Annotated in this window: 14 protein-coding genes; 13 read left to right on the top strand and 1 reads right to left on the bottom strand. The window is 33.3% G+C overall.

Annotated features, from left to right (window positions below):
• Nucleotides 1–6: 6 nt before the first annotated feature.
• From thiW to hfq, 11 genes are all read left to right on the top strand, one after another.
• On the top strand, nt 7–504 hold the full coding sequence (thiW, locus tag ACY191_RS09880) for an energy coupling factor transporter S component ThiW (protein WP_042738815.1): 498 nt from the start codon (nt 7–9) through the stop codon (nt 502–504).
• A gap of 396 nt (nt 505–900) precedes the next feature.
• Nucleotides 901–3,612 carry a DNA mismatch repair protein MutS gene (gene mutS / locus ACY191_RS09875; protein ID WP_229367157.1) on the top strand — a complete coding sequence of 904 codons (2,712 nt, stop codon included), beginning with the start codon at nt 901–903 and terminating at the stop codon, nt 3,610–3,612.
• 12 nt (nt 3,613–3,624) lie between these two features.
• Nucleotides 3,625–5,703, top strand: a complete 2,079-nt coding sequence (gene mutL / locus ACY191_RS09870) for a DNA mismatch repair endonuclease MutL (protein WP_232165205.1) — start codon at nt 3,625–3,627, stop codon at nt 5,701–5,703.
• A gap of 12 nt (nt 5,704–5,715) precedes the next feature.
• Nucleotides 5,716–6,249: a glycerol-3-phosphate responsive antiterminator gene (locus tag ACY191_RS09865; protein WP_042738812.1), complete on the top strand. Its 534-nt coding sequence runs from the start codon at nt 5,716–5,718 to the stop codon at nt 6,247–6,249.
• Nucleotides 6,250–6,378: 129 nt separating this feature from the next.
• Nucleotides 6,379–7,413, top strand: a complete 1,035-nt coding sequence (locus ACY191_RS09860; protein WP_463270017.1) for a S66 family peptidase — start codon at nt 6,379–6,381, stop codon at nt 7,411–7,413.
• Between the two features lie 170 nt (nt 7,414–7,583).
• On the top strand, nt 7,584–8,402 hold the full coding sequence (locus ACY191_RS09855) for an MIP/aquaporin family protein (RefSeq protein ID WP_042738810.1): 819 nt from the start codon (nt 7,584–7,586) through the stop codon (nt 8,400–8,402).
• Nucleotides 8,403–8,584: 182 nt separating this feature from the next.
• Complete coding sequence (glpK, locus tag ACY191_RS09850) at nt 8,585–10,087, top strand: glycerol kinase GlpK (protein ID WP_042738809.1); 1,503 nt, start codon at nt 8,585–8,587, stop codon at nt 10,085–10,087.
• 146 nt (nt 10,088–10,233) lie between these two features.
• Entirely contained in the window at nt 10,234–11,907 is a 1,674-nt protein-coding gene (locus tag ACY191_RS09845) for a glycerol-3-phosphate dehydrogenase/oxidase (RefSeq protein ID WP_042738808.1), read from the top strand.
• A gap of 374 nt (nt 11,908–12,281) precedes the next feature.
• Nucleotides 12,282–13,217, top strand: coding sequence for an alpha/beta fold hydrolase (locus ACY191_RS09840; protein WP_229367160.1), 936 nt, complete (start codon nt 12,282–12,284; stop codon nt 13,215–13,217).
• Nucleotides 13,218–13,241: 24 nt separating this feature from the next.
• Nucleotides 13,242–14,192 carry a tRNA (adenosine(37)-N6)-dimethylallyltransferase MiaA gene (gene miaA / locus ACY191_RS09835; RefSeq protein WP_229367161.1) on the top strand — a complete coding sequence of 317 codons (951 nt, stop codon included), beginning with the start codon at nt 13,242–13,244 and terminating at the stop codon, nt 14,190–14,192.
• A gap of 1 nt (nt 14,193) precedes the next feature.
• Nucleotides 14,194–14,406: an RNA chaperone Hfq gene (hfq, locus tag ACY191_RS09830; protein ID WP_229367162.1), complete on the top strand. Its 213-nt coding sequence runs from the start codon at nt 14,194–14,196 to the stop codon at nt 14,404–14,406.
• A 368-nt stretch (nt 14,407–14,774) separates the two neighbouring features.
• On the opposite strand, the gene ACY191_RS09825 is transcribed toward hfq, so the two are convergent.
• Complete coding sequence (locus ACY191_RS09825) at nt 14,775–15,248, bottom strand: glutathione peroxidase (protein WP_042738804.1); 474 nt, start codon at nt 15,246–15,248, stop codon at nt 14,775–14,777.
• A gap of 104 nt (nt 15,249–15,352) precedes the next feature.
• Between ACY191_RS09825 and hflX the strand changes: the two genes are divergently transcribed.
• Together hflX and ACY191_RS09815 are read left to right on the top strand one after the other, a co-directional pair.
• The gene (gene hflX / locus ACY191_RS09820; protein WP_229367163.1) at nt 15,353–16,588 is read left to right on the top strand and encodes a GTPase HflX; all 1,236 of its coding nucleotides are present in this window, start codon (nt 15,353–15,355) and stop codon (nt 16,586–16,588) included.
• A 15-nt stretch (nt 16,589–16,603) separates the two neighbouring features.
• On the top strand, nt 16,604–17,842 hold the full coding sequence (locus ACY191_RS09815) for a methionine gamma-lyase family protein (protein ID WP_042738802.1): 1,239 nt from the start codon (nt 16,604–16,606) through the stop codon (nt 17,840–17,842).
• The last annotated feature ends 231 nt before the right edge of the window (nt 17,843–18,073 follow it).

Below are 18,073 nucleotides of genomic sequence, written 5' to 3'. Positions count from 1 at the left end.
CGATGAATGAAGACACAAAAATTGACGTTAACTGCTATATTAATTGCGCTCAATGTCGTATTAAGTAGTATTATTGTCATTCCTTTGGGACCAGTAAAGGCAGCGCCAATACAACATTTAGTAAACGTGTTATGTGCAGTATTAGTAGGACCATGGTTTGGTTTAGCACAAGCCTTTATTTCATCAGTAATTCGCATTATTTTTGGTACAGGTAGTTTCTTTGCCTTTCCTGGAAGTATGGTTGGTGTATTGCTTGCTAGTGCCTTTTATCATTATCGTAAACATATCTTTATGGCTGCGGTGGGTGAAGTAATTGGTACTGGAATCATTGGTAGTGTAATGTGTATTCCACTAGCAGCTATTTTAGGATTTGCTGATTTTGCAGTTAAACCATTGATGCTTATGTTTTTAGTATCTAGTATAATTGGTGCAATTATCAGTTATATCATTTTAATGATTTTAAAGAAAAAAGGGATATTAAAGAAATTTTTCAATAAAGATTAACTAAGATTGAGATTTAAAATAACTGTGTTTTTCACTTTAAGTATCTGTATTTTTGGACGCTTGAAGTGGGCATAAAAGTTATTTTATCTCAATCTTTTTTATATTTCATAGCTGGAAAGCCATAATTTAAAATTTCATAATTATGTGGATGCAACCATTTTTTATTAAATGAGCGTAGTAATAAAAGTTATGTTAAAATTTAAGAGTTAAAAGGATAAATAAAGTACGTTAGGAATATAGCTAAAAATCGTATATAGCTATTGTCCACAAGTGAGTAAACGCAATTGTACTGACATTCATATTTAGTTCTATAGTTGAACAATGTGAAGTGTTTTATGCGTATAACGATAAAATGAACAAACAAAAGAATTTGTAGAAGGATAGTGAAGTAACAATATGACGAACCAAACGCCAATGATGCAACAATATTTAAAAATAAAATCTGAATATCAAGATTGTTTATTATTTTTTAGATTAGGCGATTTCTATGAAATGTTCTTTGAAGACGCAAAAGAAGCGTCTAGAGTATTAGAAATAACATTAACTAAACGCGATGCTAAAAAAGAGAATCCGATTCCAATGTGTGGTGTACCATATCATTCTGCTGATGGTTATATCGAAACTTTAATAAATAATGGTTATAAAGTCGCTATTTGTGAACAAATGGAAGATCCTAAGCAGACAAAGGGCATGGTTCATCGTGATGTAGTACGCATCGTGACGCCCGGTACGGTTATGGATCAAGGCGGGGTAGATGAAAAGCAAAATAATTATATTTTGAGCTTTATTAAATTAGAAGGCATCTATGCATTAAGCTATTGTGATGTTTCAACTGGGGAACTAAAAGTTACACACTTTGAAGACGAAGCAACATTAATCAATGAAATTACGACTATTAATCCTAATGAGATTGTAGTAAATCAAAAACTGGATCCAGAATTACGTCGCCAAATCAGCTTGACGACGGAAACAATTACATTAAGAGAAGCAATTTCTGATGCACAGTATGCTGTTAATGAAATGACAGAACGACATTTGTTTAATGCTACACAGTTATTGCTAGACTATATTCACCATACACAAAAAAGAGATTTATCCCATATTGAGACAGTCATTAAGTATGAAGCCGTAGATTTTATGAAAATGGATTTTTATGCTAAAAGAAACCTTGAGTTAACAGAAAGCATTAGATTGAAATCCAAAAAAGGAACGTTACTATGGTTAATGGATGAAACAAAGACGCCAATGGGAGCACGAAGATTAAAGCAATGGATAGATAGACCTTTAATTCATCAACAAAACATTGAAAATAGATTGAATATCGTTGAACAATTTATCAATCATTTTATCGAACGTGATACACTCAGAAATTATTTGAATCAAGTCTATGATATAGAACGATTAGTAGGCCGCGTGAGCTATGGTAATGTCAATGCACGTGATTTAATTCAACTCAAACATTCTATTTCTGAAATACCTAATATCAAAACATTAATAACTGGTTTAAATGATAACTTAGCCACACAATTCCAAGCTTTAGAACCACTAGATGAATTACTGGCATTACTCGAAGATAGTCTTGTAGAAGAACCACCTATTTCTATCAAAGATGGTGGGTTATTTAAAGCAGGTTTTAATCAAGATTTAGATAGTTATCAATCAGCGTCAAAAAATGGAAAAACATGGTTAGCTGAATTACAAACTAAAGAAAGACAACGTACTGGAATTAAATCATTAAAAATAAGTTTCAATAAAGTTTTTGGTTATTTCATAGAAATTACACGTGCCAATTTACAAGGTTTTGATCCTAATGCTTTCGGCTATCAACGCAAACAAACATTATCTAATGCAGAGCGTTTTATTACTGACGAATTGAAAGAAAAAGAAGATATTATTCTAGGGGCAGAAGATAAAGCAATTGAATTAGAGTATCAATTATTTGTGCAATTAAGAGAACAAGTGAAACGTTATACTGAAAGATTACAACGTCAAGCTAAAATCATTTCAGAAATTGATTGTCTCCAAAGCTTTGCAGAAATTGCCCAAAAATATAACTATACTCGACCGCACTTTAGTAAAGATAAGACGCTTGAATTAACAAATTCACGTCATCCAGTTGTGGAACGTGTTATGGATTATAATGATTATGTACCAAATGATTGTGAATTAAATGAAGCGGCGTATATATATTTAATTACTGGGCCAAATATGTCCGGTAAATCGACCTATATGCGACAAGTAGCAATTATAAGTATAATGGCACAAATGGGTGCTTATGTACCTTGTGATCAAGCTGTACTACCTATTTTCGACCAAATATTTACTCGAATTGGTGCAGCAGATGATTTGGTTTCTGGGAAAAGTACCTTTATGGTAGAAATGTTAGAAGCACAAAAAGCTTTAGCTCATGCAACAGCAGATAGTTTAATTATTTTTGATGAAATTGGTCGTGGGACATCAACTTATGATGGTTTAGCATTAGCACAAGCAATGATTGAATATGTGGCAAATACCTCACATGCAAAAACATTATTCTCGACGCATTATCATGAATTAACTGCGCTTGATCAAACTTTACCTTGTTTGAAAAATGTGCATGTAGCTGCCAATGAATATAAAGGTGAGTTAATCTTCTTACATAAAGTAAAAGAAGGTGCTGTAGACGATAGTTATGGTATTCAAGTTGCTAAATTGGCTAATCTACCAGATGCAGTAATTTCTAGGGCGCAAGTTATTTTAGATGCATTTGAAAAAAGTGACCAACTGCACGATAACCAAGTTGTAGTGAATAAGGTGGAAGTGTTAGATGAATCTTCACATAGCGCAGATGATGCGACAAATCAAGATTCAATGGAAGAAACTGTGTCATCAGATCAATCTCACGCTATTTTCGAAACAAATGTGTCGAATCAACACCCAGAGGATGACATAGCGAGAGATAATAAAGCTGATGCCACACAACAATTTGAACAGGCGGCATTTGAACTATTTGATGCACCAGTTGAACAAAGTGAGATTGAACAAGAGATAAAAGCACTAAACTTATCAAATATGACGCCTATTGACGCTTTAGTTAAACTAAGTGAATTACAAAAACAGTTAAAGTAGAGGTGAAGTCAAATGGGTAAAATTAAGGAATTACAGACATCGTTAGCAAATAAAATTGCAGCCGGAGAAGTGGTAGAACGACCAGGTTCTGTTGTAAAGGAATTACTTGAAAATGCAATCGATGCCCAAGCGACTGAAATCAATATTGAAGTTGAGCAATCTGGAGTCGCTTCAATTCGAGTAGTAGACAATGGTACTGGTATTGAGGCAGATGATTTCGATTTAGTATTTCATCGTCATGCTACGAGTAAATTAGACGACGATGAAGATTTATTCCATATACGTACATTAGGATTTAGAGGTGAGGCATTAGCGAGTATATCCTCTGTTGCGAAAGTAACATTAAAATCATGTACTGATAATGCAGAAGGTCAGGAAATTTATGTTGAAAATGGAGCCATCTTAGAACAGAAACCTGCAAAAGCAAAACGAGGTACTGATATTTTAGTTGAATCACTTTTCTATAATACGCCGGCACGTTTAAAATATATTAAAAGTTTATATACAGAGCTAGGTAAAATTACTGATATTGTTAATAGAATGGCAATGAGTCACCCTGATATTAGAATTTCATTAGTATCAGACGGCAAGACGATTATTAAAACCAATGGTTCTGGAAGAACAAATGAAGTCATGGCTGAAATATATGGTATGAAAGTTGCCAAAGATTTGGTTCAAATTACCGGGGATACGAGTGATTATCATATTGAAGGATTTGTAGCTAAACCAGAACATTCTAGAAGTAATAAACACTATATTTCCATTTTTATAAACGGAAGGTATATAAAGAATTTTTTATTAAATAAAGCAATTGTAGAAGGATATCACACGCTTTTAACAATTGGCCGTTATCCTATCTGTTACATTAACATTGAAATGGATCCTATTTTAGTTGATGTTAACGTGCATCCGACAAAATTAGAGGTAAGATTATCTAAAGAGGATCAATTGTATGCACTCATTGTTGAAAAGATACAAGAGGCATTTAAGGATCGCATTTTAATACCGAAAAACGATATGACGAAATTCACTAAAAAAAATAAGGTATTAAGTCAGTTTGAACAACAAAAAATGGATTTTGAACAAAGACAACAGCGCCATCTTACAAACGATCCAAAGTCTACTACGAATGTCAGTGGCAATGAAAAATACACCCAATCACACCCAGACGAATCAATTGTAGATCAACAGAGTACAGCAAATATTGAACATGGTGAGCAAGCAATAACAAAAGATGATTTATATTCTACGCACAATAATGATTCAATGATTGGACAGCAACAGTATCAATCAGGTTATGCTCAGTATGACAGTTATAATCATGCTGAAGATATCGTAGATTCAGATTATATTCGAAGTCAAAGAGATGTGCTCAATGCAATGGATAATACAGATGAGGAGAAAGCTGTTGATTATTCAGACACAGAACAGCAAACATATAGAGAAAGTACTACAACTGCTGAAGAACAACAGGATATAAAAGGGAGTGTTAGTGAGACACCAAGCCGTCGTGTTCCATACATGGAAATTGTTGGTCAGGTACATGGGACATATATTATTGCTCAAAATGAAAATGGTATGTTTATGATAGATCAACATGCTGCACAAGAACGTATTAAATACGAATACTTTAGAGATAAAATTGGAGAAGTGACAAATGAAGTTCAAAACTTACTGATTCCATTAACTTTCCATTTTTCAAAAGATGAACTAATGATTATTGATCAACATAAAGATGAACTAGAGAAAGTAGGCGTCCACCTTGAACCTTTCGGAGGCCATGATTATATTGTTGATAGTTATCCTGTTTGGTTCCCACCAGAAGAAGCAGAAGAAATTATAAAAGATATGATTGAATATGTATTAGAGCATAAAACAGTTTCAGTGAAAAAAATACGTGAAGAAGCAGCCATCATGATGAGTTGTAAAAAATCAATCAAAGCAAATCATTACTTAAAAAATAATGAAATGGCAGATTTAGTTAACCAACTTAGAGAAACGGAAGATCCATTTACTTGTCCTCATGGACGCCCGATTATTATTAATTTTTCAAACTATGAAATAGAACGATTATTCAAAAGGATTATGTAGGAGGTTAGTGGCTTGAAACCACATATTTTACCAGCAATTCGTTCGATGAAAGACTTAGAAAAGCTGACAAAAACAGATTATAAAGAATGTGTATTGTTAGATACACATATTGGTCATTTGAAGAGTATTATGGATCTATTGAAAAAGAATAAAATTGAAACTTATATCCATATTGATTTAATCAAAGGTATGAGTCATGATGAATTTGCATGTGAATATTTAATCCAGCATTATCATCCGAAAGGTATTGTATCTACCAAGACAAAGGTAATTAATAAGGCCAAAGCATTAAATACTACAACTGTATTTAGAGTGTTTATACTAGATAGTCAAGCATTATCGAGAAGTATTGATTTGATTAAGCGCGTTGAACCTGATTATGTTGAGGTCTTACCTGGTGTTGCCACCAAAGCAATTCAAATTATTAACGAAGAAACGAATACACAAGTCATTGCGGGTGGATTAATTAACGATGTAGATGAGGTTAATGTTGCAGTGGAGCACGGTGCTAAATATATTACTACGAGTGATAGAGATTTATGGTAGTTATAGATATATTAAAAAAATTATATAAGAATTAAGTTGACGGTTATAGCAATAATATTGTAATTATGCAATTATTATCGCTATAACCGTTTTTAAATTAGTAATTAAATTAAAAGTGGAGGTGATTATATGATTAAACCATCACGACTTAAATCAGGTGATACCGTTGCAATTGTCTCATTGTCATCAGGTATAGCGGGTGATTATCAATATATTTGGAGAACCTTACAGGGTATAAATAACTTAAAACAAATATTTGGCTTGCAAGTTAAATTGATGCCTAATGCACTGAAAGGTAGTCGATATTTAAAAGAACATCCTGAAGCCAGAGCTGCAGATTTAAATGAGGCATTGGTTGATCCTGAAATCAAAGGTATTATTAATTGTATTGGTGGGGATGATGCACATACGATAATTCCATTTATTAATAGTCAAAATATTAAAAAATATCCTAAAATATTTAGTGGTTATTCTGAGACAACTTCACTTCATTTATTATTCTATAAAATGGGTATAGTGAGTTATTACGGTCCAGCACTTCTAACAGACTTTGCCGAAAATGGAACGATGGATGAATATACAATTCAACATATCAAACACTGTTGGTTTGAAACGCATGATTCACACAATATTTATCCAGCAAAATACATTAGAACGAACAGTGGTGATTGGGGAAGTGCTAAGGGCAAAATGAGAAGGGGGATAATGCCGAATCATAATTATGAAGTGTTAAACGGTAACGGCACAGCAAGAGGTAAATTATTTGGTGGTAATTTAGAAACTTTATTAAAAGTGGTTAATGACGATATTTACCCAATTGTAGAACGACTAAGGGGTACAATTTTATTTCTTGAAACATCTGAAATAGAGCCGTCACTTGAAATGATAACTAAAGCAATAAACGTAATACTTACCGATGAGGTGCTTGCAGCCATTGAAGGAATTATAATAGGTAAACCATATCTCAATCGCAATTATGAATGTTATAAAAATGCATTTATTAAACGAATCAAACAAAGTAATAATCAAGATATTCCAATTTTATACAATTTATCATTTGGCCATAATGAACCGAAAATGATACTACCTTATGGATTGTATGGTGAAATCGATTGCAAAAACAAAATATTTAAATTATTGGAGTCTACTGTATCCCGTAACTAATTGTGTCAAATTAGTTACAAAATTTAGTTGACAACGCTTACAAAATAAGTGTAATATAAAGTTAAGTTAATAATTAGAACAGAGATGGGAGATTTCTACAGTACTTAGACCGGTGGTTCACAACTGGAAACTATTGTAGAAGTCTCTTTGTCTTTTTAGGAGGAATCTCAATGAATGTATATTTTGCTGAATTTTTGGGAACAGCAATACTAATCTTGTTTGGGGGTGGCGTTTGTGCAAACGTTAACTTAAAGCGAAGTAATGGTAATGGTGCTGATTGGATCGTCATTGCTGCAGGTTGGGGGCTTGCGGTAACGATGGGTGCTTATGCAGTTGGAAATATTTCTGGTGCACACTTAAATCCAGCAGTAACACTTGCATTTGCCATGGATGGCGCATTAAGTTGGTCTATGGTACCAGGTTATATCATTTGTCAAATTCTAGGTGGTATTTTTGGTGGCGTTTTAGTTTGGTTAACTTATTTAGCACATTGGAAAGTTACAGAGGATAAAGGAGCTAAATTAGGCGTATTTTCTACTGCTCCTGCAATTAAGAACTATTTAGCAAACTTTATCAGTGAAATTATCGGAACAGCAATCTTAACTTTAGCATTATTATATATTGGTATGAACAAAATAGCTGACGGTTTAAATCCTTTAATCGTTGGTGGCTTAATCATTGCTATCGGTTTAAGTTTAGGTGGTCCTACAGGTTATGCGATCAACCCTGCTCGTGACTTAGGTCCACGTATTGCGCACGCAATTTTACCAATTGCCGGTAAAGGAAAATCAAATTGGGGATATGCAATTGTACCAGTTCTTGGTCCTATTACTGGTGGTATGATGGGTGCTGTTATTTATAGATTATTCTATAAAGGTGCTTTTGATGCGATGTCTGTTGTTGCAATTGTCTTATTAATTGTTACAATTGTTCTTGGACTAGTATTAAATAAAGGTAAAGATGCAAAAGGCATTGAATCTATTTATTAAAAGTTTTAAATTTGTCCTGTTTATATTTATTGATATAGACAGGTCTTATGTTGCAAATTTTTAAAAGTTTGAGCTAAACCGTTGTGGGTATTGGGTAATAATGTGTAACTTTGAGATGAAGTCATAAACATATTTAGCATATATTCAGACAACAATAAAGATTAACAAGGGAGCGTTACATTATGGAAAAATATATTTTATCAATTGACCAAGGAACTACAAGTTCACGCGCAATTCTATTCAATAAAGATGGAGAAATTAAAGGTGTTGCACAAAGAGAATTCAAACAACATTTTCCTAAGTCTGGTTGGGTTGAACACGATGCTAACGAGATTTGGACATCTGTATTAGCTGTAATGGCAGAGGTATTAAACGAACAAAATGTTGGCGCAGATCAAATTGCTGGTATTGGTATTACCAACCAACGTGAAACGACAGTTGTTTGGGATAAAAATACTGGTCGCCCTGTGTACCACGCTATCGTTTGGCAATCACGTCAAACGCAAGGTATTTGTCAAGAATTAAAAGAACAAGGTTTAGAAAGCAAATTCAGAGAGAAAACTGGATTATTATTAGATCCTTACTTTGCAGGAACTAAAGTTAAATGGATTTTAGATAACGTTGAAGGTGCTAGAGATAAAGCAGAGAATGGTGATTTATTATTCGGTACAATCGATTCTTGGTTAGTATGGAAATTATCTGGTGGAAAAGCACATATCACAGATTACACAAATGCGAGCAGAACATTAATTTATAATATTCATGATTTAGAATGGGATAAAGAATTGCTAGAAATTCTTGAAATTCCTGAATCAATGTTACCTGATGTTAAAGCTTCAAGTGATGTTTATGCCAATACAATTGATTACCACTTCTTCGGTCAAGAAGTTCCAATCGCTGGTATTGCAGGTGACCAACAAGCAGCACTATTCGGTCAAGCTTGCTTTAACCGTGGTGATGTAAAAAATACTTACGGAACTGGTGGTTTCATGTTAATGAACACAGGTGAAGAAGCTGTAGCTTCTGAAAGTGGTTTGTTAACAACGATTGCTTATGGCTTAGATGGCAAGGTGAATTATGCTTTAGAAGGATCAATCTTTGTTTCTGGTTCAGCAATTCAATGGTTGAGAGATGGTTTGAGAATGATAAATTCTGCACCTCAATCAGAAAACTATGCTGAACGTGTAGAGTCATCAGAAGGTGTCTATGTAGTACCAGCATTCGTTGGTCTAGGTACACCATACTGGGATGCAGATGCACGTGGTGCAATCTTTGGTTTAACACGCGGTACTGAAAAAGAACATTTTATTCGTGCGACTTTAGAATCTCTTTGCTATCAAACACGTGATGTTTTAGAAGCTATGGAAAAAGATTCAGATATAGAAGTTAACAATTTACGTGTTGATGGTGGCGCAGTTAAAAATAACTTCATCATGCAATTCCAATCTGACTTACTTAATGTAGGTGTTGAACGTCCTGAAATTAATGAAACAACTGCACTTGGTGCTGCTTATCTAGCTGGACTTGCTGTAGGTTTCTGGGATAGTAAAGACGAAATTGCAAATCGTTGGAAACTTGAAAAAGAATTCAAACCAGACATGGAAGAAAAAGAAAGAGAAAAACTTTACAAAGGTTGGAAAAAAGCAGTAGAAGCTACTCAAGTATTTAAATTAGATGAAGAATAAAAAATTAGACGTATTGTAGTTATTTATGCTACAATGTGGGTAAGTTAATAATATCAAGATGAGAAATGAGAGATTCTGTTCGTACAATTTATATATGTATGGGATAGGTCTCTCTTTTTTTATTATCTATAGGAGGCGCTAGGTTTATGAGTTTATCAACATTGAAAAGAGAACAGATTACAAAAGATTTAAAAAATGACTCTTATGATGTAGTCATCATTGGTGGCGGAATCACAGGAGCAGGTATAGCATTAGACGCAAGTGAAAGAGGTATGAAAGTAGCTCTTGTTGAAATGCAAGACTTTGCACAAGGTACAAGCTCACGTTCAACTAAATTAGTACATGGTGGTTTACGTTATTTAAAACAATTACAAGTAGGCGTTGTTGCTGAAACTGGTCGTGAACGCGCTATCGTTTACGAAAATGGTCCACACGTTACAACTCCAGAACGTATGTTATTACCAATGCACAAAGGTGGCACATTCGGTAAGTTCACAACTTCAATCGGTTTAACAATGTATGATACTTTAGCAGGCGTAAAAAAATCAGAACGTAAAAAAATGTTAAATTCAAAACAAACACTTGAAAAAGAACCACTTGTTAAAAAAGATGGTCTTAAAGGTGGCGGCACATATGTTGAATATAGAACAGATGATGCGCGTTTAACAATTGAAGTTATGAAACGTGCCGTTGAAAAAGGTGCTACAGTTATTAATCATACAAAATCTGTACACTTCACTTATGACTCAAATGAAAAAGTAAATGGAATTCATGTTGAAGATCAAATCACTGGTGAAACTTACCCAATTAAAGCTAAAAAAGTGATTAATGCGAGTGGTCCATGGGTTGATGAAGTACGTAGTGGTGATTACGCTAGAAATAACAAACAATTACGTTTAACTAAAGGTGTACACATTGTTATTGATCAATCTAAATTCCCATTAGGTCAAGCAGTGTATTTCGACACTGAAAAAGACGGTCGTATGATCTTTGCTATTCCACGTGAAGGTAAAGCATATGTAGGAACTACAGATACTTTCTACAACAATGACAAAACAACACCACTTGCAACACAAGAAGATAGAGATTACTTAATCGATGCGATTAACTACATGTTCCCAGATGTAGATGTTAAAGATGAAGATATTGAATCATCATGGGCAGGTATTCGTCCATTAATTTTAGAAGAAGGCAAAGACCCTTCTGAAATTTCAAGAAAAGATGAAGTTTGGGAAGGTAAATCTGGTCTATTAACAATTGCTGGTGGTAAATTAACTGGTTACCGTCACATGGCACTTGAAATTGTAGACTTATTATCAAAACGCTTGAAATCAGAATACGGTTTGAAATTCAAACCTTGTGCAACTAAAAACTTAACAATCTCAGGTGGAGATGTTGGTGGTAGTCAAAACTTCGAAAACTTTATTAATCAAAAGGTAGAAGAAGCAAAAGCTTACCAAATTGATGAAGCAACTGCACGTCACTTTGCTTCAAAATACGGTTCAAATGCTGAAGAATTATTTAAAATTGCACAAACAGCACAATACCAAGAATCAGGTTTACCATTAGATATTTATACTGAGTTAATCTACTCAATTCAAAATGAAATGGTTTATCGTCCAACTGACTTCTTTGTACGTCGTACTGGTAAACTTTACTTCAAAATTGATGACGTTATTAATTATAAAGACCAAGTGATAAGTGTAATGGCTGGATTATTAGGTTATTCTACTGTTCAACAACAACTTTATACTAAAGAATTGAATGTTGCTTTAGAAGAAGCACAAACAGGTAATGAACAACCAGCTGAAAAAGAATAATAAAGTATTATCATTCTTATAAAAGCACTATTGTTTTATAACTGAGTTAAAGAGAGACCTATCAGAATTATAGAAATTCTGGTAGGTCTCTTGTGTTATTTATGATAAATGCGTTAATGGTTTTTCATTTATAAATCATCATTTGCGAAAGTAAAGGCTGGTGTTGTTCTAAACTACAGTGAAAATAATAAATTGTATAGCTGTAGATATGAGTTGATTATAAAAAAATTATGTTAACTAAATAAAGCTTATAAGTAGATATGCTCAAAATATAATATGATAATAATGTTGTTTGCTATTTGATAGTGGTTTCGTAAGAGGGTATATTATTTAATAAAGACTATTTTAAAACTTTCATGGTTTGGAGGCAGATTATGAATTTAAAAGAATTTAAAATCACAGTTTCTGACGGGAAAATGATTGATGTGAAATTAGATAAAGCTAAGCAACAAACAATTGGTGTAATACATTTGTTTCATAGTATGGCAGATTATATGGATAGATATGACCGCTTAGTCGCTTCTTTAAATCAACAAGGTTATGATGTGCTCAGACATAACCATAGAGGTCATGGTATAGGTATTGCAGATAATGAGCGTGGACATTTTGATTCAATTGAACAGCTTGCAGAAGATGCTTATGAAATTGCTCAGACTGTTTGTACAAATTATAATAATATACCTTATATTGTTATTGGTCATTCAATGGGATCGATTGTGGCTCGTGTATTTTCCGAAAAATACCCTTTATCATTACAAGGGCTCATCCTAACGGGAACATTGCAGCATAATAAGGGGATGGGTTTATTATTATCCTCATTATTAAAATTAATCACGATTATTTGTGGTAAACGACGTAAATTGAAGTGGTTAAACAATTTAATGAATCGTACATTCAATAAGAAAATCGATGCGCAACAAACAGAATTTGATTGGATTTCAAGTACAGATTCAGAAGTTGAAGCATATAATAACGATCCTAATGCAGGCTATTTAGTATCAAATCAAATAATTTATGATACAATGCGACAAGCAAGACGCACGAGTAAAATAAAAAATATTAAGCAAATGAATCAAAATTTACCAGTGTTATTAATCTCAGGCAAAGAGGATGCATTAGGTAATTACGGAGAAGGCATTCGTCAGTTAGGAAAATATTATAAAAAGGGCGGATTAAATCATGTGACAGTCCAATTGTATAAATTCAAGAGAAATGAAATTTTATTTGAAGAAGGTTATACACAAACATGGCAACATATGTATGAATGGATTGAAAAGCAGATTTTGAAAAAGTATGACAATACAAAGTAAAATAAAAAGAGAGAGTGAATATTAGTGGTAAATACTAAACCATTTATCATCGTTTTAGTCGGTCCAACAGCAGTTGGTAAGACTGAATTTAGTATTGAATTGGCAAAGCAATTTAATGGTGAAATTATTAGCGGTGATTCAATGCAAGTGTACAGACATATGGATATCGGGACTGCTAAAATATCAAGCGATGAAATGGAAGGCATCCCACATCATATGATAGACATATTAAATCCAGATGAAGCATTTTCAGCATATGAGTTTAAAAGCAGAGCTGAAAAATTAATTACAGAAATTACAGAACGTGGCAAGACTCCAATTATCGCAGGGGGAACGGGATTATATATTCAATCATTGATTCATAACTATGCATTTGAAGATGAAGAAACAATTTCAGAAACAGATAACAAGCGTGTACAAGAAAAAATGGCAAGTTTAGAGCCACTGTCAAATGAAGCACTACATGACTACTTAGCTGAATTTGATCCTGAATCTGCTATAGCTATTCATCCAAATAATAGAAAAAGAGTAGTTAGAGCGATTGAATATTACCAAAAAACAAAAAAACTTTTAAGTTCACGTAAGAAAAATGCGCAATATACAGAAAATTATGATACATTATTACTAGGGATAGAAATGTCGCGTCAAACATTATATAATAGAATTAATAACCGAGTTGATATAATGTTGGAACGCGGGTTAATAGATGAGGTGAAGTATCTTGTCGAACAGGGATACGAATCATGTCAAAGCATGCAAGCGATTGGTTATAAAGAGATTGTACCAGTCATACATAATGAAATGACGATAGAATTAGCTACGGAAAAATTAAAGCAACACTCAAGAAATTATGCTAAGCGGCAAATGACATGGTTTAAAAATAAACTAGATGTCATCTGGTTAGACAAAGAAGCACTCACACTTTCATCAATGTTACGAAAGGTTTCAGCCCAAATAAATAAAAGGAGTACATAACATGAATACAACAGAAAACATCCAAGACAAATTCCTAGGGCAATTTAAATCTGAAGAAACAAAAGTTATTGTTTTTTTAGTAAATGGATTCCAAATGAAAGGTACGATTGTTGATTTTGATAAATATCTGGTATGTTTATTATCTCAAGGTAAAGAACATATGATATACAAACATGCAATTAGTACATTCACAATTGATGATTCAGAAGAGTAGTTTTTAATGATTTAACCGATTGGACCGATGTTATCTATCAATAGATGATGTAGGGATTAAATCCAATACATAATGAATAAGCTTTTAAACTGTCGGTAAAGTAATAACTTGTCGGCAGTTTTTTGTCGCTGTATATGTATGCCAATGTGTTGCGCTTACGTGAAATACCAATGTTGGAATAAATATCGATAAACGAACAGTGATTATATAATTAAATTGAACTAAGTAACGGATCTATTGCACATTGACTACTACAGCATTGATAAAACACATTTCTCTAAAACATAAAAAAACATCGACAATGCTTTATATGAAATAGCAATTGTCGATGCTTAGCTTGAGATGTGTTGCTCAAATGATTATTTAATTTATAATAAAGCTTCGATATCAGACTCAATTTGGTCTGGCTTCTTTTGTGGTGAAAATCGCTTAACCACATTACCTTCTTTATCCACTAAAAACTTAGTGAAATTCCATTTGATTTTTTCATTAAAAAAACCATTCTGTTCAGATGTTAAATATTTAAATAATGGGTGTTGATTTTCACCTTTAACATCTAATTTTTCATGCATTGGGAAAGAAACACCATAGTTGATTTTGCAAAATTGTGTTGCTTCTTCACCTGTGCCTGGTTCTTGTCCGCCAAATTGATTGCATGGAAAGCCAAGAACTTCAAATGGTTGATCGTTGTACTTCTGATACAACGCTTCAAGACCTTCAAATTGAGGCGTAAATCCACATTCACTGGCAGTGTTTACAATTAACATTACTTTGCCTTTATAATCTGCTAATTTATATGATTCGCCGTTTGGTTTTTGTACTTCTATATCGTAAATCGTCATATTTATTCACCTCTTAGTTTTAATTTAACACAATTTGTCTCTATAGTCTTTATATACACACTATGATAGAATAGCAAAGAAAACTTTGAAAAGAGGTGCATGTAATGACACAGCAATCGTTACACAAGACAGAAGAACAATTAGAAACTGTCGTGTTAGTTGGTGTACATGCTCAAACAGATGATGAATTTAATTTTACGTCAACGATGGAGGAATTAGCATCTTTATCTGAGACATGTCAACTCGATGTTCAAGCGCAATTTACTCAAAATAAACAACATTTCGATCATAAATACTATGTTGGTAAAGGTAAACTAGAAGAAATTAAAGATTATGTAGAATTCCATGATATAGATGTGGTTGTAACAAATGATGAATTAACTACTGCGCAATCGAAATCATTAAATGGTCAACTTAATGTGAAAATTATTGATCGAACGCAATTGATTTTAGAGATATTTGCATTAAGAGCCCGTAGCAAGGAAGGTAAGCTACAGGTAGAATTAGCTCAGTTGGATTATTTAATGCCTAGATTACAAGGGCATGGCCGTAGTTTGTCTAGATTGGGCGGTGGAATTGGGACAAGAGGTCCTGGTGAAACAAAATTAGAAATGGACAGACGTCATATTAGAACACGTATGAATGAAATCAAACATCAATTAAATACTGTAGTTGAACATCGGGAACGCTATAGAAATAAACGTGAACAGAACGCAGTATTTCAAGTTGCTTTAGTTGGATATACCAATGCTGGAAAGTCTTCGTGGTTTAATAAATTAGCACATGAATCTACTTATGAGAAAGACTTATTATTCGCTACACTAGATCCTAAGACACGACAAATAAAGATTAATAACGGCTTTAATTTAATTATTTCAGATACAGTGGGCTTTATTCAAAAGCTACCAACTACACTGATTGCAGCATTTAAATCAACTTTAGAAGAAGCGAAAGATGCCGATTTATTATTACATGTTGTAGATAGTAGTCATCCTGAATATCGTGGTCAAATGGATACTGTGAATCAAATTGTAGATGATTTAGATATGGCTCATATTCCACAAGCTATTATATTTAATAAAAGAGATCTAAATCATGATATCGCACCGACAACCAATTTACCCTCCGTTTATGTATCAACTCAATATTCCAATGATATTGATGCTGTTAAACAATTATTATTTGATCAAATTAAGCAGATACTTAGTTATTATGAGGAACATGTTGCTAGTACAGATGCCCATCGTTTGTACTTTCTGAAACAACACACACTGGTAACTGAATTGAACTTTAATGAAGACACTGCTAAATATGAGATTAAAGGTTATAAAAAAGAATAAAGGAAGTAATTATAAATGAACGATATGACACAATTGATAGATGAAGTGGAATCTACGTTAAAGCCGTATTTTACAGAAATAGAAAAAACAGCATATTTAAACCAAGAGAAAGTCTTAGATGCCTTTCATGCGGTCAAAGCATCTGAAAGTGACTTGCAAGGCACAACTGGCTATGGATATGATGATATAGGTAGAGATCATTTAGAAGAAATTTATGCACATGCTTTTAAAGCCGAAGACGCTTTGGTAAGACCCCAAATCATTTCCGGTACCCATGCCATTACTTTGGCCTTACAAAGTACATTGAAATATGGAGATGAGTTATTATATATTACCGGTAATCCATATGACACTTTATTAGAAGTCATTGGCATCAATGGCAATGGCATCGAAAGCTTACAAGAGCATGGAGTAAGTTATAACAAAGTTGATTTAAAGGGAAATGAAATTGATATTGATCATGTATTACATGCAATCAAGCCGAACACTAAAGTTGTTGCTATCCAACGTTCTAAGGGATATGATCAAAGACCATCCATTAATCTAGCTACAATAGAACGTGCAATTTCAGCAATTAAATCCGCGCATCCTGATATTATTATATTTGTAGATAACTGCTATGGTGAGTTTGTAGAATTAAAGGAACCAATTGAATGTGGTGCAGATTTAATAGCGGGTTCATTAATTAAAAATCCAGGTGGTGGACTTGCTAAAATCGGTGGTTATATTGCTGGTCGAAAGGATTTAATTGAGCGTTGTGGCTATCGTTTAACTGCTCCAGGTATAGGTAAAGAGGCAGGCGCTTCGCTGTATTCATTACAAGAAATGTATCAAGGTTTCTTTTTAGCACCTCATGTAGTGAGTCAAAGTTTAAAAGGCGCATTGTTTACTAGTTTATTACTAGAAAAGTTAAATATGCGTACAAAACCTGCCTTTCACGAACCTAGAACAGATTTAATTCAAACTGTCGAATTTGATACAAAAGAACAAATGATACAGTTTTGCCAAAGCATCCAACACGCATCTCCAATCAATGCACACTTTAGTCCTGAACCTGCTTATATGCCTGGCTATGAAGATGATGTAATTATGGCTGCGGGGACCTTTATACAAGGCTCTTCTATTGAATTATCTGCAGACGGACCAATCAGACCGCCATACGAAGCCTATGTTCAAGGTGGATTAACATATGAACATGTTAAATTAGCAGTTACACGAGCTGCACAATCATTAAAAGCTAATCAATTAATTTAAATTATATTAATCATACAAGACGTTAAATGATTCATTGAAAGAAATCATTTAGCGTTTTTTTTAGTGTTGTATTTAAAAAATCCAAAATAATTTTAAAGAATATTCGGAAAAATGATTAACAATAGATTAATGGATGTACATAAACCCATTCATTTCGGGGTTTAGCACATCATGTAAGAAAACCTGACATATCTTTGTATTTGTCTGATAATTGTGCTAAATTAATAACAA

The sequence above is a fragment of the Staphylococcus sp. TCBT05 genome, from assembly GCF_055179755.1.
Note: the sequence above shows the minus strand (reverse complement) of the source record. Positions and strands in the feature narration are given on the sequence as shown.